Annotated in this window: 20 protein-coding genes; 9 read left to right on the forward strand and 11 right to left on the reverse strand. The window is 61.8% G+C overall.

All coding sequences use genetic code 11. The features are described from left to right. Positions 1 to 330 precede the first annotated feature (330 nt). The 4 genes from DSM107133_RS13675 to DSM107133_RS13690 are packed head-to-tail and all read left to right on the forward strand — an operon-like array spanning position 331 to position 5,318. Positions 331 to 963: a glutathione S-transferase gene (locus tag DSM107133_RS13675; protein WP_114291459.1), complete on the forward strand. Its 633-nt coding sequence runs from the start codon at positions 331 to 333 to the stop codon at positions 961 to 963. Positions 964 to 990: 27 nt separating this feature from the next. Then, the gene (locus tag DSM107133_RS13680; protein ID WP_114291458.1) at positions 991 to 2,202 is read left to right on the forward strand and encodes an acetyl-CoA C-acetyltransferase; all 1,212 of its coding nucleotides are present in this window, start codon (positions 991 to 993) and stop codon (positions 2,200 to 2,202) included. 3 nt (positions 2,203 to 2,205) lie between these two features. After that, complete coding sequence (locus DSM107133_RS13685) at positions 2,206 to 3,117, forward strand: hypothetical protein (protein ID WP_114291457.1); 912 nt, start codon at positions 2,206 to 2,208, stop codon at positions 3,115 to 3,117. Continuing rightward, positions 3,114 to 5,318 (forward strand): 3-hydroxyacyl-CoA dehydrogenase NAD-binding domain-containing protein, encoded by a 2,205-nt coding sequence (locus tag DSM107133_RS13690; RefSeq protein ID WP_114291456.1) that lies wholly within the window; start codon positions 3,114 to 3,116, stop codon positions 5,316 to 5,318. The genes DSM107133_RS13685 and DSM107133_RS13690 overlap by 4 nt, the downstream gene beginning before the upstream one ends. 104 nt (positions 5,319 to 5,422) lie before the next feature. Here the strand turns inward: DSM107133_RS13690 and DSM107133_RS13695 are convergent, their stop codons facing one another. Beyond that, positions 5,423 to 6,418 (reverse strand): SDR family NAD(P)-dependent oxidoreductase, encoded by a 996-nt coding sequence (locus DSM107133_RS13695; protein ID WP_205387722.1) that lies wholly within the window; start codon positions 6,416 to 6,418, stop codon positions 5,423 to 5,425. 112 nt (positions 6,419 to 6,530) lie between these two features. Here DSM107133_RS13695 and DSM107133_RS13700 point away from each other — a divergent pair, with 112 nt between their 5' ends. The 3 genes from DSM107133_RS13700 (at position 6,531) to DSM107133_RS13710 (ending at position 8,224) form a co-directional block, all read left to right on the forward strand. Then, on the forward strand, positions 6,531 to 7,118 hold the full coding sequence (locus DSM107133_RS13700; RefSeq protein ID WP_162791931.1) for a TetR/AcrR family transcriptional regulator: 588 nt from the start codon (positions 6,531 to 6,533) through the stop codon (positions 7,116 to 7,118). A gap of 99 nt (positions 7,119 to 7,217) precedes the next feature. Beyond that, complete coding sequence (locus DSM107133_RS13705; RefSeq protein WP_114291453.1) at positions 7,218 to 7,523, forward strand: hypothetical protein; 306 nt, start codon at positions 7,218 to 7,220, stop codon at positions 7,521 to 7,523. 14 nt (positions 7,524 to 7,537) lie between these two features. Next, positions 7,538 to 8,224: a YafY family protein gene (locus DSM107133_RS13710; RefSeq protein WP_114291452.1), complete on the forward strand. Its 687-nt coding sequence runs from the start codon at positions 7,538 to 7,540 to the stop codon at positions 8,222 to 8,224. Between the two features lie 5 nt (positions 8,225 to 8,229). Here the strand turns inward: DSM107133_RS13710 and DSM107133_RS13715 are convergent, their stop codons facing one another. The 4 genes from DSM107133_RS13715 to DSM107133_RS13730 form a co-directional block, all read right to left on the reverse strand. Further along, the gene (locus DSM107133_RS13715; protein WP_114291472.1) at positions 8,230 to 9,264 is read right to left on the reverse strand and encodes a fatty acid desaturase; all 1,035 of its coding nucleotides are present in this window, start codon (positions 9,262 to 9,264) and stop codon (positions 8,230 to 8,232) included. A 140-nt stretch (positions 9,265 to 9,404) separates the two neighbouring features. Beyond that, complete coding sequence (locus DSM107133_RS13720; protein WP_114291451.1) at positions 9,405 to 11,189, reverse strand: SLC13 family permease; 1,785 nt, start codon at positions 11,187 to 11,189, stop codon at positions 9,405 to 9,407. Between the two features lie 164 nt (positions 11,190 to 11,353). Beyond that, positions 11,354 to 12,007, reverse strand: a complete 654-nt coding sequence (locus DSM107133_RS13725) for a sulfotransferase family 2 domain-containing protein (RefSeq protein ID WP_114291450.1) — start codon at positions 12,005 to 12,007, stop codon at positions 11,354 to 11,356. 82 nt (positions 12,008 to 12,089) lie between these two features. Continuing rightward, on the reverse strand, positions 12,090 to 13,058 hold the full coding sequence (locus DSM107133_RS13730) for a DMT family transporter (RefSeq protein ID WP_243253559.1): 969 nt from the start codon (positions 13,056 to 13,058) through the stop codon (positions 12,090 to 12,092). Between the two features lie 74 nt (positions 13,059 to 13,132). On the opposite strand from DSM107133_RS13730, the gene DSM107133_RS13735 reads away from it, so the two are divergent. Together DSM107133_RS13735 and DSM107133_RS13740 are read left to right on the forward strand one after the other, a co-directional pair. Then, complete coding sequence (locus tag DSM107133_RS13735) at positions 13,133 to 14,761, forward strand: AMP-binding protein (protein ID WP_114291449.1); 1,629 nt, start codon at positions 13,133 to 13,135, stop codon at positions 14,759 to 14,761. 129 nt (positions 14,762 to 14,890) lie between these two features. After that, a complete protein-coding gene (locus DSM107133_RS13740) occupies positions 14,891 to 15,907 on the forward strand; it encodes a hypothetical protein (protein ID WP_114291448.1) in 1,017 nt (338 codons plus the stop codon). Positions 15,908 to 15,940: 33 nt separating this feature from the next. Here DSM107133_RS13740 and DSM107133_RS13745 read toward each other — a convergent pair whose 3' ends face one another. From DSM107133_RS13745 to DSM107133_RS13770, 6 genes are all read right to left on the reverse strand, one after another. Then, complete coding sequence (locus DSM107133_RS13745) at positions 15,941 to 17,419, reverse strand: SPOR domain-containing protein (RefSeq protein ID WP_114291447.1); 1,479 nt, start codon at positions 17,417 to 17,419, stop codon at positions 15,941 to 15,943. Positions 17,420 to 17,528: 109 nt separating this feature from the next. Continuing rightward, positions 17,529 to 18,161 carry a uracil phosphoribosyltransferase gene (gene upp, locus DSM107133_RS13750; RefSeq protein ID WP_114291446.1) on the reverse strand — a complete coding sequence of 211 codons (633 nt, stop codon included), beginning with the start codon at positions 18,159 to 18,161 and terminating at the stop codon, positions 17,529 to 17,531. 67 nt (positions 18,162 to 18,228) lie between these two features. Then, positions 18,229 to 19,407 (reverse strand): phosphopentomutase, encoded by a 1,179-nt coding sequence (locus DSM107133_RS13755; RefSeq protein WP_114291445.1) that lies wholly within the window; start codon positions 19,405 to 19,407, stop codon positions 18,229 to 18,231. Further along, positions 19,407 to 20,723: a thymidine phosphorylase gene (locus tag DSM107133_RS13760; protein WP_114291444.1), complete on the reverse strand. Its 1,317-nt coding sequence runs from the start codon at positions 20,721 to 20,723 to the stop codon at positions 19,407 to 19,409. Before DSM107133_RS13760 ends, DSM107133_RS13755 begins: the two co-directional genes overlap by 1 nt. After that, positions 20,720 to 21,106 carry a cytidine deaminase gene (locus tag DSM107133_RS13765; RefSeq protein WP_114291443.1) on the reverse strand — a complete coding sequence of 129 codons (387 nt, stop codon included), beginning with the start codon at positions 21,104 to 21,106 and terminating at the stop codon, positions 20,720 to 20,722. The genes DSM107133_RS13760 and DSM107133_RS13765 overlap by 4 nt, the downstream gene beginning before the upstream one ends. Further along, positions 21,106 to 22,197 carry a cupin domain-containing protein gene (locus DSM107133_RS13770; protein WP_114291442.1) on the reverse strand — a complete coding sequence of 364 codons (1,092 nt, stop codon included), beginning with the start codon at positions 22,195 to 22,197 and terminating at the stop codon, positions 21,106 to 21,108. The genes DSM107133_RS13765 and DSM107133_RS13770 overlap by 1 nt, the downstream gene beginning before the upstream one ends. Between the last annotated feature and the right edge of the window lie 162 nt (positions 22,198 to 22,359).

The following is a 22,359-nucleotide window of genomic DNA, read 5'->3' on the forward strand; positions in this document are numbered from 1 at the left end:
GATGACACAACACCACTTGCACTGCGCGGCCCCTACGGGAGCCTCCGGCGGGAGTTTTTCTGGCAAGATGAAGGGAGACCGGGGTGACAAAACCACCCCGCTGCCCGATGCCAATTCGGGATTGACCCATGCAGCCCGGCCAGCGGGGCTTCACCTTGCACGCGGCGCAACTCTCCAGTCTGCCGCGCGGGATCACTTTGCGGCCATCGGGGTTAACAATGCCTGAATCGTTCCCATCTTCATTTTGCCAGATAAACTCCACGGGGGTCCGGGGGTGTGACCCCCCCGGTCCGACCTCACTGACATGCGCCTTGGGAGGGGCCTGAACCTATGACCATGCAACTGCACTGCTTTGGCGAATCCGGCAATTCCTACAAGGCAGCCCTGCCGCTGGAACTGTCCGGTCAGGACTGGACGCCGGTGAAGGTCGACTTTTTCGGCGGTGCCACCCGTGCGCCCGAGTTTCGCAGCCTGAACCCGATGGGTGAGGCACCGCTGCTGATCGACGGCGATATGCGCATCAGCCAGTCCGGCGCGATCCAGCAGTATATCACCGACAAGACGGGCAAATTCGGCGGCACCGAGGCCGAGAAATATGACGTGCTGCGCTGGGTGCTGTTTGACAACCACAAGCTCAGCTCGATGGCGGGGCTGACCCGGTTTCTGATGAACTTCCTGCCCGAGGACAAACGCCCGCAGGCGGTGATCGACTTTAACCTTGGCCGCTTGCAGGCCGCTTACAAAACGCTCGACGACCACCTTGCCGCACGCGACTGGATCGTGGGCGACGGCGTGACCAACGCTGATTTCTCGTGCTGCGGCTATCTGTTTTACCCCGAGCCTTTCGGTTTCGACCGCAAGGCCCACAGCAACATCAACCGCTGGCTGGGCAACATCGAAGCCCTGCCCGGCTGGAAACACCCCTATGACCTGATGCCCGGCAGCCCCGCTGACCGCGCCTGACCGATCCTGAACTTGAAAGGACATCCAATGACCGAAGCTTATATCTACGACGCCCTGCGCACGCCGCGCGGCAAGGGCCGCAAGGACGGCGCGCTGCACGAGGTGACATCGCTGCGCCTGTCAGCGCTGACGCTGAACGCGCTGAAAGAGCGCAACAATCTGGACGGCCATGCCGTCGAGGACGTGATCTGGGGCAACGTCACGCAAGTGATGGAACAGGGCGGTTGTCTGGCACGCTCTGCCGTTCTGGCCTCGGACCTTGACCAGTCGATCCCCGGTCTGGCGATCAACCGCTTTTGTGCCAGCGGCATGGAGGCTGTGAACCTGGCCGCCAACCAGGTCAAGGGCGGGGCCGGGATGGCCTATATCGCCGGTGGCGTGGAAATGATGGGCCGCGTGGCCATGGGCAGCGACGGGGCTGCCATTGCCGCCGATCCGTCCGTGGCGATGGAGACCTATTTCGTGCCTCAAGGCATCAGCGCCGACATCATCGCCACCCAATACGGGCACAGCCGCGACGATGCCGACGCGCTGGCCGTGGCCTCGCAGCAGCGGGCCAAGAAAGCCTGGGACGAAAAGCGGTTCGCCAAATCCGTGATCACCGTGCGCGACCAGAACGGTCTGGCCATTCTGGACTATGACGAATACATGCGCCCGCAGACTGATATGCAGACGCTGGGCGCGCTGAGCCCTGCGTTTCAGGCGATGGGCGAAGTCATGCCCGGCTTTGATGCTGTGGCACTGTTGAAGTACCCGCATCTGGAAAAGATCAACCACATCCACCACGCGGGCAACTCCTCCGGCATCGTGGACGGCGCCGCGGCCGTGCTGATCGGCAACAAGGAATTCGGCGAGCAATACGGCCTGAAACCCCGCGCCCGCATCCGTGCCACCACCAAGATCGGCACCGATCCCACCATCATGCTGACCGGTCCCGTGCCCGCGACCAGGAAGATCCTGGCCGACAACGGCATGACCATCGGCGACATCGACCTGTTCGAGGTCAACGAAGCCTTTGCCTCGGTCGTGATGCTGTTCATGGAAGCGTTCAACGTCGAGCATGAAAAGGTCAACGTTAACGGAGGCTCCATTGCCATGGGTCACCCGTTGGGCGCGACCGGCGCGATGATCATCGGCACCTTGCTGGACGAGCTTGAGCGTCAGGACAAGGAAGTCGGCCTTGCCACGCTGTGCATCGCGTCGGGCATGGGTGCCGCCACGATCATCGAACGGGTCTGACACATGGCGTCGGCGCGTGACATTTACCAAGACCTGCTGGCACAGCTGACCCAAGCTGTGCTGGACAGGGATGCGGCGGGATTTGCCGCGCGCACGCGCCTGCCTTTTGTTATGAAAACTCTGGACGGCAGCACCACGCACCGTTCGACCCAATCGGTCAAGGACAGCCTGAACGCCTATTGTGATCTGCTGGCTTCGCAGGGTGTCGACGGATATCTGCGCAGCTGCGACACAGCCAAATTTGTCTCGCAGCATCAGATATCCGGCTATCATACGACACGGCTGCGTCGGCAAGGCATTGATGTGGCCACGCCCTATCTGACCCGTATGTCGCTGTTTCGCGATGGCGACGACTGGAAGGTTGGCATCTCGGATTCGTCCCTGCACACCACTGACTGGCCGTTGCTGCGCCAGGACGAGTTCGACGCCCCCGCGCAGGAGAAATCCGAATCCAAGAACCGCTTGCAGAACTTCCAGACCATCCTTGACCGGATCAGCGCTGCCTTTATCGGCAACGATGTGCAGGGCTGGCTGAATTGCGTGTCGCTGCCGCTGTGTCTGGTCTCGCGACAGGGCATTGAGACCTTTGAAACCCCTGCGCAAATCATCGCAGACTTCGAAGCCTACCAGCAGGATTTCATGACCTACGGGGTCACCTCGATCGTCCGGCAGGCCAAAACTGCCGAGATCATCGGCGGCGACCAGATGACCGGAACATATCGCATGCACATGATGCGCGGCACCAACCACGCGGTGCCACCCTGGGACGCCTCGATGACCCTGCGCAAAGAAAACGGCCTGTGGCGCGTCACCACCGTGATGCGCGCCATCGGGCATTTGAACTGGTCGGCGCTTAGCCCCGCCGACATGGAAAACATACCGGACTACACTCCAGAAAAGGGAGATCAGAAATGACAGATTTCACCATGAACAAAGACGCCGACGGCGTTGCGATCATCACATGGGACGTGGCCGACAAGACGATGAACGTCATGTCGATCGAGGGCCTTGGCCAGTTGAATGATCTGGTCGACGATGCGCTGGCCGATGATGCGGTCAAGGGGATCGTGATCACCTCGGGCAAGGACACCTTCGCGGGTGGCATGGATTTGAACCTGCTGGCCAAGATGAAGGAAAGTGCGGGCGACGATCCGGCCAAGGGCCTGTTCGAAGGCACGATGCAAATGCACGGCCTGCTGCGCAAGATCGAGCGCGCGGGCATGGACGCCAAGACCAACAAGGGTGGCAAGCCCATCGCCGCCGCCCTGCCCGGCACTGCGGCGGGGATCGGGCTGGAACTGCCGCTGGCCACGCACCGCATTTTCGCGGCCAACAACCCCAAGGCCAAGATCGGTCTGCCCGAGATCATGGTCGGGATTTTCCCTGGCGCGGGCGGCACCACGCGGCTGGTGCGCAAGCTGGGTCTGATGGGGGCGTCGTCCTTGCTGTTGGAAGGCAAGATGCTGGCTCCCGACAAGGCCAAAGGCGCGGGCGTGATCGACGAAGTGGTCGACGATCCGGTTGCCGCCGCCCGTGACTGGGTGCTGAACGCCAAGGACGCGGACATTCTGAAACCTTGGGACGCGAAGGGCTATAAACTGCCCGGCGGCGCGCCCTATCACCCTGCGGGCTTCATGAACTTTGTCGGTGCCAACGCGATGGTACACGGCAAGACCAAGGGCGCATTCCCTGCCGCCAAGGCGATGCTGTCGGCTGTCTATGAGGGCGCGCTTGTGCCCTTTGACACCGCGTTGAAGATCGAAGCACGCTGGTTCACAAACATCCTGATGAACCCGTCGTCCGGTGCGATGATCCGGTCGCTGTTCCTGAACAAGGAAGCCTTGGAAAAAGGCGCGGTGCGTCCCAAGGATGTGCCAGACCAGCGCGTCAGGAAACTGGGCGTTCTGGGGGCGGGCATGATGGGTGCCGGCATCGCGCTGGTGTCGGCGCAGGCCGGTATCGAGGTCGTGCTGATCGACCGTGACCAGGCGGCGGCGGACAAGGGCAAGGCCTATTCCGCCAGCTATATGGACAAGGGCATCGCGCGCAAGAAAGCCACCGAAGAGAAGAAAGAGGCATTGCTGGCCAAGATCACGGCAACCCCGGATCTGGAACAGCTCAAGGGCTGTGATCTGATCATCGAAGCGGTGTTTGAAGACCCCGGCGTCAAGGCCGAGATGACCAAGAAGGTCGAGGCCATCATCCCCGAGGATTGCATCTATGCCTCGAACACCTCGACGCTGCCGATCTCGGATCTGGCCAAGGCGTCGGTGCGTCCCGAGCAGTTCATCGGCATCCACTTCTTCTCGCCCGTGGAGCGCATGGCGCTGGTCGAGATCATCAAGGGAACCGAAACCGGCGACCGCGCCGTGGCCAAGGCGCTGGATTATGTCCGCCAGATCCGCAAGACCCCCATCGTGGTCAACGACGCGCGGTTCTTCTATGCCAACCGCTGCATCATTCCATATGGCAACGAAGCCACGCGGATGGTCACCGAAGGTGTCGCACCGGTGCTGATCGACCATGCAGCGCAGCAACTGGGTTTCCCTGTGGGTCCGATCCAGCTGGGTGACGAAACCTCGGTCGATCTGGCCGTGCGCATCATGAAGGCGACCAAGGCCGCGATGGGCAACGCCTATCCCGGCTCCGAGGCTGACAATCTGATTGTCTGGATGGAGGACAAGGGACGTTTGGGCCGCAAATCCAAGGCGGGCTATTTCGACTATGACGAAAACGGCAAGCGTCTGGGGTACTGGAAAGGCATCCACGACAAATATCCGCTGGCCGAGGAACAGCCCGACCTGATCGAAGTGCAGGAACGTCTGATGTTCGCGCAAGTGCTGGAAGCGGTGCGCGCGCTGGAAGAAGGCGTGCTGGAAGACATCCGCGAAGGCGATGTCGGTGCGATCCTGGGCTGGGGCTTTGCGCCGTGGTCGGGTGGCCCGTTCAGTTGGCTGGATATTCTGGGCACGCCCTATGCGGCGGAACGCTGTGACCAGTTGCAGGAAAAGTTTGGCGACCGGTTCGAATGCCCCGCCCTGCTGCGTGAGATGGCCGAGAAGAACCAGACCTTCTATGGCCGGTTTGGCCCCAAGGCTGAAGCGGCTGCGGCCTGAGACCGAAGCGATACAGAAACGCAAAAGGGCGCCCTTCGGGGTGCCCTTTTCAGTTCAAGACAATGTCACATTGGGTTGCGGTGCTGCGTGCTGATGTTCGTCGCCTAAGGCTTGAAGAAGTTAGCTATCCCCGTCGCCTTCAAGCTTTCTTCCCAGATCAGCGCCTCGTTCACAGGGTTGCGCTCGGGGGACAGCAACACCGCAGGCCCTGTCCGGTGCGGCCCGTTCGGTCCGTAAAACGCACCGCTTTGCACATCCGCCTCGCAACAGCACCGCGCAATCCCGCTGGTCCCGTCCTCGACAGATTGCGCATATTTCAGCGCCTGCCCCAGCACGAACCGGTCCAGCCAGCGGTCCCCGCCCGCCTGTGTCGTCTTGCCTTGCAGCCCTGAATCCGCCGGTCCCGGATGCGCGCACAGCGCCTTGACCCTATTGTCCGCCCGCTGGCCTGCGTGGCTGTCCAAGGCATAGGTGAACATCAGGTTGGCCAGCTTTGACTGCTGGTAGCGCGTCCATTTCGCCAACCCCGGCCAACCGTCGCCCCCCAGATTTCCGCCGTTCCGGCCCAGATACTTCGCACGCAAGGGCCGCCCCGGCTTTCCCCGTGCGCCCGAGGAATGGTTGACCACCCGCGCCTCGCCCCGCTGTGCCCCTGCGGTTTCCAACAGCGGCCAGACCTCGTGCGTGAGCAGGAAATGCGACAGATGGTTCGCCTGCATCTGCACATCGAAACCGTCTTCGGTCGCCTTGTCCGCCACGCCCATGATGCCCGCGTTGTTGCACAATACTTCACAGCCCTGATCGCCAAAGTCCCGACGCAAGGTCGCACCCGCCGCGCGGACACTGTCGAAACTGGACAGATCGCACGGCACCAACACCGCGTCACCGCCCGCATCCAACACCCCCTTTAGCGCCGCATCCGCACGCGGCGACGGACGGTTCAGCATCACGACCCGCGCGCCCAGACCCGCACAGGTCTGCGCCAGAACCAGCCCCATTCCCGAAGTACAGCCGGTGATCATCACCACCTTTCCCGACATCGAAGGAAAGCTTCGGACAAGGTCATCGTAATATTTGGTAGCGTGCGGTGTATGGGTCACGGGGCGGCTCCGGTGCAGGATAATATTTACAGTGTAAATATAAGCTGCCACCAAAACCCCAAGCCCGTCAACAGATATTTACACTGTAAACAATATGTCGAATACTGCCGTCATGACCGACCAAGGCACATATCATCACGGCAACCTTAAAGAGGCCCTTGTTCAGGCGGGGCTGGACATTCTTGAGCAGCAAGGGCTGGCAGCCCTCACCCTGCGGGCCTGTGCGGTGCGCGCGGGTGTCAGCCATACGGCGCCCAAGAACCACTTTGACAACCTCGCAGGGTTGATGTCCGCCATCGCAGCGCGCGGCTATCAACGCCTGACACAATCCATGCAAACCGGCCTGCCCCCCAATGCGTCGCGTGCTGACAGGCGTCAGGCGGCTCTGGGTGGCTATGTCGATTTCGCCAGAGAAAACGCCGGGCTGTTCGAACTGATGTTCTCGCGCCAACGTACCAACAGCGACGACCCGGACCTGCTGCACGATGCAGGACGCTGCTTTGAGGTGCTGCGCGACGTCTCAGAAGGGCTGGTCTGGGACAAATCCGACACGCCCGACGCCGCCCTGCGCGCGCAAATCATGCATTGGAGCATGGTGCACGGCTTTGCCCAGTTGACCGCATCCGGCAAGCTGAACAAGGGCGATATGAAAGACCTGAATATTTTCGATGTTTTCCCGCAGTTTGATTACAGGACCTGAGGTCAAATATTCCGACGGCACAAGGCTCAACTGACAGGGTTTGTCAGTTGCCCTGGCCTATCACGACAGGACCAACCCTAAAGACACAAGGAACCTGTCATGCCCAATCACATCATCGAAACCGTTACCTTTCGCCTGAAAGACGGCGTTGGTCGCGCCGCCTTTGCCAAAAGCGCGACTGCGGTCAACGACTATGTCAACGGCTGCGCAGGCTTCATTTCCCGTCGCCTGTCCTGTGGCGCTGACGGTCTGTGGATCGAACACATCGAATGGCAGAACATGGAGGCCGCCAAAGCCGCCGCCGCTGGCATTGGCGCGCCCGAAGGCAACCGCCCGTTCCTGTCTGCCATCGACGGGCCAAGCGTTACCATGCACCACACTGAACTTGAAATTTCGGTTAACTGATCTGGCAGAACGCGATGAGGCGCAGCGACCGGCTTTCGGAAATCATCGAGATCGTCCGCGACGGTCGTCTGCACCTTGCGCGTGACATTGCGCGGGCACTTGGGGTGTCTGTCAGAACCATCTACCGCGATATGGATACGCTTGTTGCCTCAGGCATTCCGCTGGATGGGGAACGCGGCGTTGGATACCTGTTGCGCGAACCGGTGTTCCTGCCCCCCATGACGCTGTCGATGGCCGAGCTAGAGGCACTGCATCTGGGCATGGCCATCATCGCAAGCGCCGCCGATCCAGAGCTGCAAACCGCGTCCAGAACCCTGCTGGCCAAGGTTGCCGAGACCGCGACGAACCGTCGTAAGGCGCCTGACAACTGGGGCTTTGGCGTATATCCGCAGATGCAAGCCCAGCTTGGATTCAAACACATGCCAACGATCCGCGCCGCCATCCGTACAGGCCAGCAGCTGTGCATCACCTATCACGCGCTGGACGACAGCACGTCCACGCGCATGGTGCGCCCGCTGCAAATCGAATATTGGGGGCAGGTCTGGACCCTGAGCAGCTGGTGCGAGCTTAGGGACAGTTTTCGGGCGTTTCGTGTGGACAGGATCAAGACCTGCGTGCCCACCGGGCGTAAATTCACCCCAGAACCGGGAAAGACCATGCAGGACTATCTGCGCACTATGGGCGCAGAGCAGTCACATTAACCCACTTATCTTGACAACGCCCGGAACTGCGCAAAGGACAGCAAACGCTTGCTGTGTTCGTCCCACAAATGCAGCCGCGCATTGCGCAGGCTTTCACGGATGGTCATGCGGTTGTTGATCGCCAGTTCGGCATGGTCGCGCAGCACCTCGGGCAGTCGGTAAAACGGAATGCGACTGTGCACATGGTGGACGTGGTGAATGCCGATGTTGGCGCTGAGCCATTGCAGCCAGCCGGGCAATACATAATACGAACTGCCGTGCATGGCCGCGTCGTGAAGCTGCCAGTTCTCCTCCTCCTCCCAATGGGTCGTTTCAAACTGGTGCTGGACATAGAACAGCCAGACACCGGCCGTAGCCGCCAAGAGGGTCGAGGGCAGGAAAATCAGCAAGATCGGCATCAGGCCGCCAAAATACAGCATCAAACCCAGCGCGATCAGGATCACCGCATTGGTGCACATCGCGCTGAACCAGTACCGCGCCTTGTTCATCAGCCCCAGAGGAATCCGGTTTTGCAACAAAAACAGGTATCCTGGCCCCAAACCGAACAGCACCACAGGGTGCCGGTAGACACGATAGTGCAGGCGCATCAGCGGGCTGAGTGCGCGGTATTCGTCCACCGTCAGGGTATGAACGTCACCAATGCCACGCCGGCTCAGGTTGCCCGAAGCACTGTGGTGGATCGAATGGGTCCGCCGCCAGACGTCATAGGGTGTCAGCGTCAACACCCCCAAAACCCGCCCCAGCCAGTCACTGGCGGTGCGGTTGTTAAAGAACGCGCCGTGGCCGCAATCGTGTTGAATGGCAAACAGACGCAGCAAGAAAGCCGCGTTACACAGCGACAAGGTCAGCGTCAGCCAATAGCTGACCGACATTGCCCACCACGCCAAAACCCATAGGGTCAGAAAGGGGCCAACGGTCACCGCAAGTTCATAAAGACTGCGCAGAACACTGGGCTCGCGATAGCTGGAAAGGATTTTCACCCATTCCCTTGGCGCGCGTGTTTCGGTCTGTTGCAGAAAGGGATCTGGGAATTCTAGCATGTGCCTGCTTTTTTCTTGTTGCGTGTCTGCATAGAGCATCGTCGGCGTTTTGCAAACGTCGCTTGCGCCAAACGGGTGGAAAACTGATGTACAATGGCATTTTCAAGGGTTCTTTGCCGTCGGCGCACTTTGAAATAGCCCTATAACGGAAAGAAAAAGCTAATGGTCATCACAGAAGTGACGCCAACGATCAGGTTCATCGGCACCCCGATTTTCAAAAAGTCGACAAACTTGTAGTTGCCCGCACCGTAAACCAGCGTGTTGGTCTGATAGCCGATGGGGGTGGCAAAGGACGCGCTGGCCGCAAACATGACAGCCACCACAAAGGGGCGCGGATCAATGCCCAACTGTGTGGCCAGCGGGATCACGATGGGGGTAAACACCACCGCCACCGCATTGTTCGTCACCGTTTCCGTCAGGATCGAGGCGATGAAATAGACTGCGAACAAGGTTGCCAGTGGCGGCAATCCTGAAAGATAGGGTTCCAGCACCGATACGATCAATTCCACCGCCCCCGTGCTTTCCAGCCCCGAGCCGATGATCAGCATCGCAAAAATCAGCACCAGAATCGACCCGTCAATCGACGCCCAGGCCTCGTCTCCGTCAATGCAGCGCAACAGCAGGATGCCCGCGACCCCGACAAGTGCCAGCAGGCCGATGGGCATGACATCCAGCGCAGCCAACACCACAATCGCCGCCAGCGCTGCAATCGCCACAGGCGCCTGACGGCGCCGGAAAGCGCGCGCGCCCGGTTCGGTGATTGATACCGCATCACCGGATCGCGCCATTTCGGCAAAGCCTTCGTGGCTGCCTTCCAGCAGCAGCTTGTCCGAGGGTCGCAGGCGCACGCTGCTGAGGTCTGACCCCGGAATATGGCCATGACGATAGGCCCCCAGAACGCGCACGCCCGCGCGCCGGCCCAATGCCAGATCGGAAATCCGCACACCTGTGTGCCAGCGTGACGGGGCAAGGATTGCTTCGGCAATCTGCACGTCCGCGCCTGCCTCAAGCTCGACCGAGCGGCGCAGGCCCACGCGCAGTCCTTTGATCTGGGCCAAAGTCAGCAACTCGGATGTGGTGGCATGAACAATCACCACCTCGCCCTTTTGCAATACATGGGTGCTGATCTGGTTGCGGTCGATCACCCCCGCCTTGCGCAATCCTGTAATGCGCACGCCAGGCCGCTTGAATTCGACCAGATCGCCCAGGCTTTCGCCAATGCCATGGAAACCGGACAGCACAGTGATTTCGGACAGATACACGGTCTCGCTGGTTTCCGCCTCGATGCCCTTCTGGCCCCGCTCGGGCAACAGGAACCGGCCCAGGATCAGCATCACCACGCTGCCGACAATGGCCACGGTGATGCCCACGGGGGCGATTTCAAAGATCGAAAACGGCTCAAGCCCGCCTTCACGCGCGATTCCGTCCACCAGAATGTTGGTCGAAGTGCCGATCAGAGTGCAGGTGCCGCCCAGAATCGCGGCATAGGACAGCGGAATCAGCAGCCGCGTCGGGGCAAAGCCCAGACTGTGCGCCAGCCGGATCACAACGGGGATCAACACCAGAACCACCGGCGTGTTGTTCATAAAGGCCGAGGCGGCGATGGTCGCCATAAGAAAGATGGCAATCGCCAGAACCGGCCTGCTTTGCGCCCGCCCGATCACCAGATGCGCCATCGCGTCCAGCACCCCGGTGCGCACCAGCGCGCCTGAAATCACAAACATTGCCCCGATGGTGATAGGGGCCGAGTTGGAAAAGGCAGCCATCACCTGATCGCCCGGCACCAGCCCCAGCACAATGAACAGTGCAGCAGCAACGGTGGCCGTGACATCTGGGGGATATTTTTCCAGCGCAAAGGCGACGAACAGGCCAAGGAGAATGACAATCGCAAGAATTGGCGCGTTTGCGGCAATGGCATCAGACATTGAATGTGCTCTCCTCAAAACACCGGTCAGGTACAGCATGCCGATCCTGACGTGCCTATGTGTGACACTCTGCGACAGCATTCAACTGCGACTGATGCATGTGGCGCAAATTCCGCCGATTGCGCCTCGGAACGCGGCAGGTTTGCACCTGCCCGTCGCAAGGGTCAGGAGGGGTCGAAGCTGTAGCCGAAGCGCGCAATATCCTCGGCGCAGGCCTCGGCCACCGCCGCCTGCGTATCGGGCGCATAATAGCGACGGTAATCCGCATCGCGCGGCGACCGGTTCGCGTGCGGCAGATCAAGGGAAAACCCCAGATGCGCCTCAAGCGGGGCGATGTCAGTGGCCATGTGTTCCAGGCGAATAAACAGATCGCAACGCGCGGCCCCTGTCGCATCCGTGACATAATGCTGCGCCGGATTTGCACGCAGCATGGCGCAGACTTGCGGGTGCAGGGCAAAGTCATGAAAACTCAGAACTTGCGCCAAGCCGACAACAGGATGATCAAAGCGCTGCATGCGCAGCCAGTGATAATAGCTGACCAAGCGATCCCAAGGGTTGCGCACCATCGTAAAGACGAACAGCCCCGCCAGCATCTGCGGCGTGACCAGCCCGTCGAGATCCGCCAGCGTCGCATGTTTCCAAAGCCGCCCGCGCGTCTGCACGTCTTTCAATCGACGGCGCCGGTTGATGGCCTTGGGCGTATCCCCCAGCATTACGTCATCCTTCATCGCCCGCGCCTCCAGCGCCAGCGCCATCGAGGTGCCGCCGGTCTTGGGCGCGTGAATGAACAGATAGTGGCGACCGGTGGACAGGATCATGGGCGTTGTTTAGCCCATCGGACCGGCAAGCATAAGAATTTATGCCTCCGGCGGGGATATTTAGTGCCAAAAGAAAGCGGGGTCATTTAGAACGCACGGCGATGATGATGCCTGCAATCATGATCAGGAAGATGCCCGCGATCATGGAAGGTGTCACCACCTGGCCCATCAGAAGCCAGCCAAAGAAGGGGCCAAAGATCATGATGGTGTATTCCAGCACGCTGACCTGGCTGGCCTCGCCCCACTGATAGGCGCGGATCAGGAAGAAGACCCCGACAACCGAGACAAACGCCTGCAACACGATCAGCGGGAAGATCGAAGGAATCGGCCAGACCCAGCCGCGCAACAAAAAGCCGGCAGCGCCATCGGGAACGGTGGGGGCAATCGCGGCAAGGACGATCAGGACACAGGCGCCGACCACCCCTTGCAGGCCCATGATACCTGCAAGCATGGAGATCGTGCTTTCCTCGGCACACAGCAATCGGGTGGCCAATGACCCCATCGCGTAAAAGAAACCGCCCGCGACGGGCAGCAACATGATCGTGCCCGGCAGCCCCTCTTGCACGCCCAGCACCACGAGAATGCCGCTGAAGCCGACCACCACCGCAACCACCCGCCACGGGCCGATCTTCTGGCGCAACACCAGAACCGTCATCAGCAGCACGAAAATCGGCGAGGTGAACAACCCCGCCAGGGATTGCGCGATGGGCATGAAGGCGAGCGAGCCGAAATAGCACATCAAGCCGATGGCAACCAGCAGACTGCGCAGCGCCACAGCCCACCAGCGTCGGGGTTTCAGCGTACCAAGCCCGGCCCGTGACAGCCCTGCTACCAGCGCCAGAGCCATCACCGACCGCACCGCCAGAAATTGCCAGACGCTAACTTCGGTTGCGATGGTTGCCACGTAATTGTCGACAAAGCCGATCAGCACCATGGCAATCAGCATCGACCCGGCCGCCATCACCGGACGCGTGTCCGCCCCCGCGCTGGCACCCGCCGCAGGCAGGGTTCTGACATTGGATACCGCGACGGAGTTATCTTTCTTTTGCAACGCACTGCCCTCTGCCATATTTGATTTCATACAACGCACGGATGCGCACCTAGCAGCAAGAGGGAGATGCCAAAATGGGATGGTTGAGCGATGAGACCGGGCTGGACAAATGTGCCGCCAACCATGTGCCGCTGACACCGCTGTCGCACCTGCGCCGTGCGCGTATGGCTTTTGCCGGTCGCACGGCAGTGGTTTACGGCGATCACCGTGTCACCTATGCCGACTACCACGACCGCTGCACGCGGCTGGCCTCGGCGCTGGCGGCGCTGGGGGTCGCGTCGGGCGATGTGGTGGCCACGCTGATCCCCAACCTGCCCGCACAGGCCGAAGCGCATTTCGGCGTGCCCGCCTGTGGTGGCGTGCTGAATACCATCAACACCCGGCTGGACGTGGATACGGTGGCCTATATCTTTGACCACGGCGGTGCCAGGGTCGTGCTGGCCGACAGCCAGTTTATCGAGCTGGCGGAAGCCGCCAAGGCGCAATCCGGCTCTGACCTGCGCATCATCGAAGTGCCCGACGCCGCCCACGGCTGGCCCGCCTCGGGGCGGCATCCGGTCTACGAGGAGGTGTTGGCCGGCGCCGATCCGTCCTATGACTGGCAGATGCCGCAGGACGAATGGGAAAGCATCGCTCTGAACTATACATCGGGCACCACCGGGCGGCCCAAGGGGGTGGTGTGCCACCATCGCGGCGCGTACCTGATGACCATGGGCACGCCGGTCAGCTGGCGGATGACACTGCATCCGGTGTTCATGGCCATCGTGCCGCTGTTTCACTGCAACGGCTGGAACCACACCTGGATGATGCCCCTGCTGGGCGGCACGCTGGTGTGCTGCCGTGATGTCACTGCCGGCGCGATCTATAACGCCATCGCCGATGAAAAGGTCGCATATTTCGGCGGTGCGCCCATTGTGCTGAACATGATGGTCAACGCAGGCCCCGACGAACGCCGCGACTTTGACCATCAGGTACAGGTCTTTACCGCAGGCGCGCCCCCCGCCCCCACCACGCTGAGCAAGATGGAGGCGATCGGCTTTAACGTCACGCAGGTCTACGGGCTGACCGAAACCTATGGTCATGTCACCGAATGCCTGTGGCGCCCCGAGGATTGGGACGCACTGGATCAGGACGCCCGCGCCGCGATCAAAGCTCGTCAGGGCATTGCCATGCCGATGATGGAAGACATCACCGTGATGTCCGACACCATGGAACAAGTGCCCATGAGCGGCACCCATCAAGGCGAGATCATGATCCGCGGCAATTCGGTAATGAAGGGATATTTCAAGAACCCGCAAGCCACGCAAGAGGCCTTTGCCGGTGGATATTTCCACTCGGGCGACCTGGCCGTTCAGCATGCCGACGGCTATATCCAGATTGCCGACCGGGCCAAGGACATCATCATCTCGGGCGGCGAAAACATCTCGTCAGTCGAGGTCGAAGGTGTGCTGATGGCGCACCCGGACGTGAACCTTGCCGCCGTGGTGGCCAAACCCGATGACAAATGGGGCGAGGTCCCTTGTGCCTTTGTCGAGTTGAAATCCGGGACCAGCCCGACCGCCGAAGAAATGATCGCCTTTGCCCGCAGCAAACTGGCCGGTTTCAAAACCCCCAAACGGGTCGTCTTCGGTGATTTGCCAAAAACATCCACCGGCAAGATCCAGAAATTCGAATTGCGCAAGCAGGCCGCCACACTCGACTGACCGGCTTCATCTTGCCGGATAAACTCCGGGGTCCGGGGCTGGCCCCGGTTCCACATCTTTCCAGACTCTTTGCGCCCGCATTTCGACGTGCTAGGTTGCCACACACACACAAGGCTGTCCGAGCAGACAATGACCGCCCTCAAGAAATACGCCCGTCTCGAAGCGACGGGCCTTTGGCGCCAGACGCCTGACGAGCAACGCCGCGAGGTGGTTGTTTCGATTGGCGATGCCACGCTTGTCATTTCCAGCCTGAACGACACCGCCCTGACCCATTGGTCCCTGGCCGCCATCGAGCGGGCGGGCACAAGCGATGATCCCGCAACCTTTCATCCCGATGGCGATCCGGGCGAAACCTTGCAGTTGCAGGCCGACGAATCCCAGATGATCGAGGCCATCGAGACCCTGCGCCGCGCGGTGATCAAATCGCGGCCGCGGCCGGGCAGATTGCGCTGGCTGGGGGCGACCTTGTCGACAACGGCGGTGGCCGCCTTGCTGATCTTCTGGCTGCCCGGCGCGTTGGTGAACCACGCAATGAAGGTGGTGCCCGAAGTCACCCGCACCGAGATCGGCCGGGAACTGCTGGTCCGCATCGAGCGGGTTGCGGGTCCGCCCTGCGAGACAGCTGAATCGGAACGTGCCCTCAAGCAGCTCGCGGTCCGTACCGGTGCAACGGGCGGCATCGCGGTGCTGCGCGGAGGGGTGCGCACAAGCCTTGCCTTGCCGGGAGGCAAGGTGCTGATCAACCGGGCGCTGGTTGAGGATTTTGAAGAACCGGACGTTGTTGCAGGCTATATTCTGGCCGAAGAAGTGCGTCGTGCCAACCAGTCCGGCCTGCGCGACCTGCTGTCGACCGCAGGGCTGCGCGGCAGCATCACCTTGCTGACCACGGGCGAAATGCCCGAACGTGTTCTGGATCGTTATGCGGAAACCGTCGTGGCAGCCGCGCGCCCGGATGTGGGCGATCAGGACCTGTTGGCGGCATTTGCGGGCGCGCAAGTGCGCAGCACTCCCTACGCCTATGCACAGGACATTTCAGGCGAACGGACTTTGGCGCTGATCGAAGGCGACCCGATGGCAGGAAAAACCCCTGCACCGGTTCTGAAAGATGCCGACTGGTTGCGGCTTCAGGCGATCTGCGGCGGCTGAGGCTTGCGCCATGCCGCCGCTGTCATATTCAAATTAACGCAGCACAGCGCCAGAGAAACCGGCACCGCGCATTTTCGCCAGTGCGCTTTTCTGGGCCGCGGGCGTGCTGAACGGTCCGACCAGCACCAGACGCATTTCCTGACCGCTGCGGGTGAATTTGCCAATCCGCGTGGACATCCCCAAACGTTTGGCACGTTGCGCGGCCTGCTGGGCGCTGTCGGACCCGCTGTAATACCCAAGCTGGACATACCCCTTGCCCGAGATCCGCTCGCCTTTGGCTTGCTGGGGTTTGGGCGCAGCCCGCACCGCAGTTGCCGCCTGTGCGGGGGCCGCTTTGACCGGTGCCGAGCGGCTTGAAATCGTCGGCGCACGGTAGGTGCCCGCATTGCGCTGGATGCGTTTGACCAGGAATCCCTGACGTTTCTCGATTGTCACGATCCCCAGCTCGCGCTGTTGCGTGGCAATGTCCGTGTAGGGATAGACCAGCGGGACCTTGGCTGTCACATCGACACCGTTGCGTTGGTCGATCAGACGACGCGGCACGGTCGACGTCCAGATCAGCAACATGCCCGCGTGGCCGTCCAGCGTCTGCTCGGCGCGGTAAGGGTTCAGGCGGTCATCGGTCCATGCAGGGCGATACCCTTCGGGAAGCGGTGCGTTGCGGGTGTTCAGACGGTGTGTGTAGACGTGTTTGGGCACCACGCGGGTTTGCCCTGTAAGAGCAGAGCGTTGCGGTGCAGGTGCGGCATAGACCGGCGCGGTGTAACTTGGAGCCGCGTAGCTTGGGGCACTGTAACTGGGTGCGGCATAGGTCGTCGTGGCAGGCGCTGCCGCGACAACACGACGTGTTCCGGCAACAATTGGCTCGGCTTGCGGGCCGCAGCGCACCGCGCCGCGCACGCCCGAGTTGATATAACGCGAACTGATCGGCGAAGCGCCCTGACAGGCCGGTTGCCGCGGTGTGGCAGCGGCGACGCGCGGGGCCGGTGCGGCCGGCTTTGGCGCAGGTGTGGATTTGTAGACTGTTTTCGGCGCAGCAGGCGACGGGGCGGGCCGGGGCGCCTGAACAACAACCCGCTTGGGTGCGGGAACAGCGGCAGGTGCAACGGCAGGTGCACGGCGCACAACCGCTTTTGGTGCGGGCTTGGGCGCAGGTGCTGTGGCCACTTTGCGTGGCGCGGGCTTGGCTGCGGGTGCGGGGTTCAGCGTAATCTGCTGTGGTGTCCCCTGCCCGGACGGCGCACCGGCAGCGGTCTGCACGCCCTGGGTCGGCGTCTGGCCGCAAATCACCTTGCGGGACCGGTTGACGCGCGGCACCCAGGTGACGTTTCCGTCAATCCCCGCGCGGATAAAGACGCAGCCTTTGCTGTCGATATACTGCAAGCCCTTGTAGCTGGCAGAGGGAAATTCAGCCGGTGTAATCTCACCGCGTGACAGACTTTGCGCGTGCCCAGCGTCGACATTTGTCGACACTGCGATCACAGCAATTGCAATTGCTTTGGTAACTTTCATCTGCGCCCCCACAGGATTTGGTCGATACTATATATAGTATCGACCACGATGCCCCATAACTAGAGGCAAGGCAAGCATTCTAGGGTCCCGACCCGAAGGTGGGGCGCGCCTATTTGGTGCCGAACATACGGTCACCCGCATCGCCCAGACCCGGAACAATATAGCCGCGATCATTCAGCTTTTCATCAATCGCCGCTGTCACAATCGGCACATCGGGATGCGCTGCCTGCATGGTGGCGATGCCTTCGGGGGCGGCCAGCAGACACAAAAACCGCAGATTGGTGGCACCCGCCTGTTTGAGCAGGTCAATCGCTGCGACCGACGAATTGCCCGTGGCCAGCATCGGATCAACCGCAATCACCAGCCGGTCATCCAGACCTTCTGGCACTTTGAAATAATATTGCACGGGCTTCAGCGTTTCCTCGTCCCGATAAAGGCCAACAAATCCGACACGCGCCGAGGGGATCAGTTCCAGCACGCCGTCCATCAACCCGTTGCCCGCCCGCAGAATCGAGATCAGCGCCAGCTTCTTGCCATCCAGCGTCGGCGCGTCCATCGGCTGCATGGGCGTGTCGATCCGCTTGGTCGTCATCGGCAGGCCGCGCGTCACCTCATAGGCCAGCAACTGGCTGATTTCGCGCAGCAATTGGCGGAACACAGCCGTCGGCGTGTCGCGGTCACGCATGATGGTCAGCTTGTGCTGGACAAGGGGGTGATCGACGACGGTGACATGCTCGCTCATGGCGCTCTCCAAATTTGCTTGGTCCCTATGTGCCAAGCGCGAAGGCCCGAGACAACCTGTGTCGTGCCTATTGTGCCACCCCCAGGTGCTCCAGAACCAGCGCCGCCACATCGGTAAAGGCGATCTGCCCCAGCGTGCCCGCGCCCTTGCCCGCCACCAGAACCGGCACACGTTCGCGGGTGTGATCGGTGCCAACCCACGTTGGATCATTGCCGTGATCGGCGGTGATCACCAGCATATCACCCTCCCGCAACTGCCGCAGCAGCGCGCCCAGTTCGGTGTCGAACCATTCAAGATGGCGCGCATAGCCGGACACGTCGCGGCGGTGTCCATAAAGGCTGTCGAATTCCACAAAGTTGGCGAATGTCAGCGAACCGTCTGCCGCCTCGCGGATCAGGTCGCCCAGATGCCCCATCAGGGTGCGGTCGTCGCCTTTGCGCACCTCGTCAATGCCCTGCATCGAAAAGATGTCGCCAATCTTGCCCACCGCATAGACCGCGCGGCCTGCGTCCTGCACCCGGTTGGTCAGCACCGGCGCGGGGGGCAGAATGGCAAAGTCCTTGCGGTTGCCGGTGCGCTGGAAATTGCCCACATCGCCCACGAAGGGGCGCGCGATCACACGGCCCACTTTCATGTCATGCAGCAGCGGTGCCACATCCGCGCAAAGTTGCAGCAAACGGTCGAGGCCAAAATGCTCTTCGTGTGCGGCAATCTGGAACACGCTGTCGGCGCTGGTGTAGCAGATCGGCCAACCGGTGCGCAGATGCTCTGCCCCCAGATCGGCAATCACCGTGGTGCCCGAGGCATGGCAATTGCCCAGAATACCCGCCGTGCCCGCCGCCTTGCAGACTGCAGCCACGACATCATCGGGAAATGCAGGGGTTTCATCGGGGAAATAGTGCCACTCCCACGGCACCGGAAGCCCTGCGAGTTCCCAATGCCCCGACGGCGTATCCTTGCCCCGCGACACTTCGGTGGCTGCCCCCCATGTGCCGATGGGCACAGGGCCATCGACCGCCTGCCCGCTGGCCAATGTCACCGCCGCGCCAAGGCCCAGCGCCATCATATGCGGTACGTGAAGCGGTCCCGAGCGGCCCTCTTCCGCCTGCCCTGTCGCGCAGGCTGCGATGATATGGCCCAGCGTGTTGGCCCCTGTATCGGGCACATCGCCATTAAAGAAGGTGTCCGCATCCGGCGCGCCGCCAATGCCGACGCTGTCGATCACCACCAGAAACGCACGGCCCATCACGACACCCACGCGTGGATCAGGGACGGGGCTTTCAGCGCCCGATCGCCCACAGTGAACGCAGCCCGCACGGCTGCCTCGGCGCGGTCGGCCTGATCGGGCCGCGCGGCGTGGATGACCGCCAGCGGCTGCCCCTTGGCCACGGCGTCGCCCAGACGCAGCACGCGCGACAGGCCCACCGCCGGATCGACCACATCACTTTCCACCGCGCGCCCGCCGCCAAGGGCCACAACGACACGGCCCAACGCCTCGCCATCAATGGCGCGCACGGTGCCGGCCTTGGGGGTCGCAACCTCGCGGATCACTGTTGCCTCGGGCAGGAAGCGTGCGTGGTTTTCGACGAATTGCACCGGCCCGCCCATCGCCGCGATCATCTTGCCAAAGCGTTCGGCGGCATGACCGCTGCGGATCGCCTGCACGATTTGTGCAGCCCCTGCGTCGGCATCTGCCGCCAGCCCTGCGCCTGCCAGCAACACCCCGCCCAACGCCGCGCTGATCTGCGATAACGGGGCATCGGTGTTGCCTGCCGTCAACACCGCCATCACCTCGGACACTTCCAGCGCATTGCCCAGCGATGGGGCCAGCGGCTGATTCATATCGGTAATCAACGCCGACGTGCGGCACCCCGCGGCGTTCGCGGTTTGGGTCAGCGCCTCGGCCAGCGCCCGCGCGGCAGTCATATCCTTCATGAATGCGCCCGAGCCGACCTTGACGTCCAGCACCAGCCCCTCAAGCCCGCCTGCCAGTTTTTTCGACAGGATCGACGCGGTGATCAGGTCCAGGCTCTCCACCGTCGCCGTCACATCGCGGATCGCATACAGCCGCTTGTCCGCAGGAGCGATGTCACCTGTAGCGCTGACAATCGCACAGCCCGCGCCCGCAACCACATCGTGAAACTGCGCCGCGTCCAGGTTCACATTTACGCCCGGTATCGCCTCGAGCTTGTCCAGCGTCCCGCCGGTGTGCCCCAGGCCCCGCCCCGAAATCATCGGCACGAATGCCCCGCAGGCGGCCAGCGCAGGGGCCAGCACCAGCGACACGCAATCGCCCACGCCGCCGGTGGAATGTTTGTCCAGCACCGGGCCACCCAGATCCCAGCCCAACACCTGCCCGCTGTCGCGCATCGCCAAGGTCAGCGCGACACGGCCCTCGTCGCTCAACCCGTTCAGGCAGACCGCCATGGCAAAGGCCCCCGCCTGCGCATCACTGACCGCGCCATCGGCCAGCCCTTGGGCAAACCACGCCAAAGCATCGCGCGACGGGGTGTCGCCTGCACGCAGGGTGGCAATGATATCGCGTGCCGAAAAATCGCTCATTTCATGTGATCGGGCGTGAAGGCCCCTGGCAGCAATTCGGCCAGCGTCATCACCTGCTCGACCCCGCCGGTGGTCGCCATGGTCACAACCACGTCGCCTGCGCCAAACTCGGCCAGCTTTTGGCGGCACCCGCCGCAGGGGGTCACCGGCATCGGGCTGCCTGCGATCACGTAAACTTCGGTCAACCGCGTCTCACCCGCCGCCACCATCGCAGCGATGGCGCCTGCCTCGGCACAGGTGCCTTCGGGATAGGCCACGTTTTCCACGTTGCAACCCGCATAAACGGTGCCAGAAGCCCCGGTGATCGCCGCCCCCACCTTGAAGTTGGAATAGGGCGCATAGGCCTTTTCGCGCACATCTGTGGCGGCTTGTTTCAACGTCATCAACTCTCTCCTGTTCGGGTGTTGAACACGCCCGGCAAGGACACCTCCAACAATTCCAGATCATCCGAAGGATCGGCATAGCGGACCCTCATTCCCGGCGGCACCACAAATGCATCGCCTGCCTCCAGCGGATAGGGATCACGGCCTTCGCCATGCAATTCCATGGTGCCGTCCATCACAAAGGTGAACAGAATGTCGCTGTCATGCCATGACCACTCCGGCGTGCCCGTGCCCCGCCGCACCACATGCACACCCGCCACATTGTCGGTATGCGCCGCAATCGTGGTGTCGCGTGATTGAAATCCACCCATGCGAAACGGCTGCCACGTCGCCTCGTCCACCTTGTGATGCACAAACCGCTGGCCCTGGAACACGCGGTCCGGGTTGGCCGGGCCGTTGGGCAACTCCATATCGTGGTCAATGGTCGTGACATGTTCGGCCGGCACGCCGATCTCGATCACCTCGATGTTGTCGCTGGCGAACAGCACGCGATGGCGGATCTCGGGCGGCTGTATCACGCAGTTGCCTGCGTACAGGCGGAACGGTTCACCCTGATCTTCGTAGACCAGATCAACCCAGCCCCGATAACAAAAGATCAACTGAAACCCGACCGTATGGTAATGCACCATGTCAGGCACCGGCCCGCCGTCGGGAATGCGGATGTGGCTGGCAATAATCGACCCGCCCAAACGGTCGGGAATCAGGTCGCGGTAATGCATGCCCGCACGGCCGATGACCCAGGGCGCCTGATCCTTCAGTCGCCGCACCACAAAAGAATGGACCGTGTCGGGCATGACCACCGGCTGTTGCAAGGCCTCGATTGTCACCTGCGTTCCACCCGGCGCGGTCACCTCCAGCGCACCTTCGGCAAAATCCGCCGGTTCCGCACATCGGATCAGCAGCCGCCCCGCAGCCGCATCCAGCCCCGAATCCAGCCGCACCGCCAGACCGTGCCCCGAAAACACCGCCACCGCCGGATCATCCGCCGGATAGATCATGTCCATCCGCATCCCCAGCCGCTTGGTGAAAAACCCGATGTCACCGCGCAGATCCTGCGTCGGCAATATCACCTGTGCCCGCGTTTCACTCATAGCATCCTCCGAAGTCCCAACCTGTCCCGACCGCAGCCGTTTGACAAGCCACCGCTTTCTTTTGGCCTTAAATATCCCGGAGCGCGAGGCAGCGCCTCGCAGATAGCTTACCGGTAGCTGTTGGCCTGCCGGAAAAAGTAGTTTAACGCTAAACTAAATTGA

The sequence above is a fragment of the Pseudosulfitobacter sp. DSM 107133 genome (assembly GCF_022788695.1).
In the GTDB taxonomy this organism is placed as follows: Bacteria; Pseudomonadota; Alphaproteobacteria; order Rhodobacterales; family Rhodobacteraceae; genus Pseudosulfitobacter.